This window comes from Pelovirga sp. (assembly GCF_059864205.1).
Genome location: NZ_JCBCBS010000202.1, coordinates 1 through 4,031, shown reverse-complemented (window position 1 = coordinate 4,031; position 4,031 = coordinate 1). Strand labels below are relative to the sequence as shown.

Genomic DNA, 4,031 nt, shown 5'->3' with positions numbered 1-4,031 from the left:
GATGTTATGGTGCGTCGCTTTTTGTCCCAGATGGGATTGACCGGTGATCCGGTCACGGTCGCAACCAGTTATCATAGGTACAGTCATTTCAAGCTTGAATCCCTGGTGTATCTGGTGGATTTAGCCGATAATTTACTGGTTGCGGAAACCCAAAACCAGTGGAAAACCCGAGAGGAACTGGAGCTGTTGGCGCTGCATGGCGCGCACAAGAAGGTGTTGGAAAAGGTTAGAAATGCCCCTCATGTGACTGCAGATCATAAACAATAAGGATAACAAGAATGTCATTACCCACAATTTTAACAACCGCCGCAGAAGTCGCGGATTTTGCCGTCGAGCTAGCCGGGCATGAAACCCTCGCCGTCGATCTCGAGGCTGACTCCATGCACAATTATCAGGAAAAGGTCTGCCTGCTGCAATTTACCACCCCCCAGCGCACCCTATTGATCGATCCGTTGGCGGTTAGCGATCTGGACCCACTCAAGCCGATGTTTGCCAACCCCGACCAGCGCAAGATTTTTCACGCTGCCGATTATGATATCCGCTCTTTGGGGCGTGACTTTGAGATTAGCGTCAGGGGTCTGTTCGATACCATGATCAGTTGCCAGTTCCTTGGCGAGGAGCGTTTTGGCCTGGCCGATGTGTTAAAAAAATATTATGGTGTGGAACTAAATAAACGTTTCCAGCGAGCTGACTGGTCGTTGCGACCCCTGTCAGACGACATGATCCGCTATGCCGCTGAAGATACCAGCCATCTGCATGATCTGGCCCGTTTACTTGAAGATAAGCTGGTGGAAAAGGGCAGATTGGCGTGGGTAAAAGAGGAATGTGAGCTGCTTGAGCAGGTACGCTTTTCTGCTCAGAACGGGCCCTTGTTTTTACGTTTCAAAGGTGCCGGTTCCCTTAAGCCGCGCCAGCTGGCGGCGCTGGAAAATATGCTGGTCTGGCGCGATGATGAAGCACGGCGCCGGAACACGCCCCACTACAAGGTGCTGGGCAACAAGCCGCTGCTCGAACTGGCGCGGTTGCTGCCCGAGGGGCGCAACCAGCTGGAAGGGATTGACGGCCTGCCGCCGCGTATGGCGGGGCGCTATGGAGGTACTATTCTACAGCAGATCGGTCACGCCCTGGAGCTGACCGAAGAGCGATTGCCAACCTATCCGCGTAGCGTCAGAAAAGAGGTTGATCCGGCGGTCGAAGGTCGCTTTAACGCCCTGAAAAAGTGGCGGACCAAAATCGCAGCAGAGTTACAGCTTGATCCCGGCGTATTGATCAATAATGCCCTGCTGGAAGAATTGGCGCTGCGTAACCCCCGCAGCATAGAAGATCCGGCTATTGCTGAACTGTTAAAACGCTGGCAGCAACAGGTGTTGGCGAAGGGGATTATCGCGACCTTGCAGCGGACTTAATCGCTGGGAAAGTAAAATGTGAACCGTGAGCCGTGAGCCGTGAGCCGTGAGCCGGTGGCCGCTATTTTTATGCCGTCGGTTTGGTCATGCCGGCCGGATCAAGCAGGCGATCAAGAACCTCCTCGTCAACCCCATCCTCCAGAGCCAGTTCACGCAATGTCCGCCCGGTTTTGTGTGCCTCTTTTGCCAGTTCGGCGGAACGGTCGTAACCGATTTCCGGCACCAGGGCGGTCACCAGGGCAAGACTCTGTTCGAGCAGATCGCCACAACGTTGCTCGTCGGCCTGCAGCCCCTGCAGGCATTTTTCGTCGAAAGCGCGAATGGCATTGCTGAGCAGTTCGATGCTCTGCAGCACATTCCAGCCCATTACCGGCATCATCACGTTCAGCTCGAAATTTCCCGACAATCCCCCCAGTGATACGGTGGCATCGTTGCCGATGACCTGGGCACACACCTGGATCAGGCTTTCCGCCATCACCGGATTGACTTTCCCCGGCATGATCGAGCTGCCTGGCTGCACTGCCGGCAGGATCAGTTCACCGATGCCACAGCGCGGACCGCTGGCGAGAAAGCGGATGTCGTTGGCGATTTTATAGAGGCTGACGGCGCAGTCTTTGAGGCTGCTGCTGGTCGCCACCAGGGCATCCTTGGCCCCCTGCGCTTCAAAGTGATTCCCCGCTTCGCGAAACGGCAGGCAGGTTTCGCGGGCAATGGCAGAGATGGTGATCGCGGCAAACTGCGGATGGGTGTTGATGCCGGTGCCCACAGCGGTGCCTCCAAGCGCCAGTTCATAAAGGCTGCTGGAGCTCGCCGCCAGGCGTTCCTGGGCCAGTTCAACCTGCCGCGCATAACCGGAAAAGACCTGCCCCAGGCGGATCGGCGTCGCGTCCTGCAGGTGGGTGCGGCCGATCTTGAGGACGTCGTTAAATTTTTCTGCCTTGTCGTTAAGGTGTTGGAGAAATTGATCGAGTACCGGCAGCAACTTGTGATGAAGTTCTTCAGAACAGGCGATATGAATAGCGCTGGGGAATACGTCATTGCTCGACTGCCCCATATTGACCTGGTCGTTGGGATGGACAGCTTTGCTCCCCATCGCTTTGCCCAGCAGTTGGGCAGCGCGATGGGCGATGACTTCATTGGCGTTCATGTTGCTGCTGGTGCCCGATCCGGTCTGGAAGATATCAACGGGAAATTGCTCAAGATGGCCACCGGCGGCAATTTCGTGCGCGGCGTCGCGAATCGCCTCGGCAACCTCCTGAGGTAACAGCCCCAATCCATGATTGGTTGTTGCCGCATGTTTCTTGATCAACCCCAGGGCGCGGATCAGGGACGCCGGGAGCGGTTGACCGGAGATGGGAAAGTTGTCGATGGCACGAGCTGTTTGCGCGCCATACAGAGCCTCTTGCGGCACCTGCATCTCACCTAATGAATCCTGTTCAGTCCGGTATGCGGTCATGGTGCTATCCTTTCATCATGGAATATTTTATCAGCCCCCTCGTGGTTAAGAATAGCCGACTTGATGTCAGAGTCAAAGGCACTTTTCTTCGCCTCGGGCATCGGCTATGATGCCGCCCATGGAAACCCTCGCTCTACTATTGATTCTGTTCTCTGCCCTGATGCATGCCCTGTGGAACCTGATGGTCAAACAGAGTCATGACAAGACTATTTTCATCTGGTGGATGTTCCTCTGCTCGTGGCTGCTGATGAATCTGCTGATGATCAGCCTCGATCTGTTTCCCATGTTGACGCCACGTTTGATTGCCCTGGCGGCGCTGGCCGCCTTCTGTTTTGTTTTATATCACTGGCTTGGCGGGTTCGCCTATCGCCAGGGGGATTTATCAATCACCTACCCGCTGGCTCAGACCGCCATGTTCTATGTGCCGATCTGGGGGGTGTTGTTTCTCGGCGAACAACTGAGTTCGCTGGGGATTCTCGGGATAGGGTTGATTGCCCTGGGTGCCTACTGTATTCAGTTGCGGGGTTTACGGTTGCGGGATTTTATCTACCCCTTTACCCAACTCGGCAATCCATCGGTACAGGCTGCGCTGTTGGCCGGGCTGGTGTACTCCATCGGCGTGATTATTGATAAAGCCGGAGTTGACGGATATTCCCCTTTTGGTTTTACCTACGTGCTGGTGTTTTTTATGATTGTTTACATGACCCTGAACCTCTTGCGACCGCGCTATCGCGGTCGGATTCTGGGGGGGCGCCAAGAGAGCCCCTGGCTGCTGATCTGGTCCGGGCCGGTGATTCTGGCGTCGTTTCTGTCGTTTCGTTACGGACTGGTGCTGGCGCCGGTCAGTTATGCGGTACCGGTGCGGCAGGTCAGTCTGTTGATCGGTGTACTCATTGGTCTGCTGTTTCTCGGCGAGTCATTCGGCCGGATTCGCCTGACGTCGGTGGGGTTGATATTGGCGGGAGTATTTTGCGTCTGGCAGGGGTGATGGGGAGTGGGAAGTGGGAAGTGGGAAGTGGGAAGTGGGAAGTGGGAAGGAAAAGGTATGAAAAATATAGCGAATTTTCTGTTTGAAGTGGGGATGCTCAAGCGTACGCCGCGCACCGGCTTTCAGTTTCTTGGATCGGGCGCCCAGTCGGTGGCAGAGCACAGTTTTCGCACGGCGATGA

The 4,031-nt window shown here is 55.5% G+C and carries 4 protein-coding genes; 3 read left to right on the top strand and 1 reads right to left on the bottom strand.

All coding sequences use genetic code 11. The annotated features are described in order from the left end of the window. Both AC6F7T_RS12835 and AC6F7T_RS12830 read left to right on the top strand, forming a co-directional pair. On the top strand, positions 1 to 267 hold a 267-nt coding region (locus AC6F7T_RS12835; RefSeq protein WP_500719436.1), incomplete at its 5' end, for an NUDIX hydrolase. 11 nt (positions 268 to 278) lie between these two features. Further along, complete coding sequence (locus AC6F7T_RS12830) at positions 279 to 1,406, top strand: HRDC domain-containing protein (protein WP_500719434.1); 1,128 nt, start codon at positions 279 to 281, stop codon at positions 1,404 to 1,406. 67 nt (positions 1,407 to 1,473) lie between these two features. Here the strand turns inward: AC6F7T_RS12830 and AC6F7T_RS12825 are convergent, their stop codons facing one another. After that, complete coding sequence (locus AC6F7T_RS12825; protein WP_500719432.1) at positions 1,474 to 2,862, bottom strand: aspartate ammonia-lyase; 1,389 nt, start codon at positions 2,860 to 2,862, stop codon at positions 1,474 to 1,476. A gap of 106 nt (positions 2,863 to 2,968) precedes the next feature. Between AC6F7T_RS12825 and AC6F7T_RS12820 the strand changes: the two genes are divergently transcribed. Then, positions 2,969 to 3,850, top strand: a complete 882-nt coding sequence (locus tag AC6F7T_RS12820; protein WP_500719430.1) for an EamA family transporter — start codon at positions 2,969 to 2,971, stop codon at positions 3,848 to 3,850. The last annotated feature ends 181 nt before the right edge of the window (positions 3,851 to 4,031 follow it).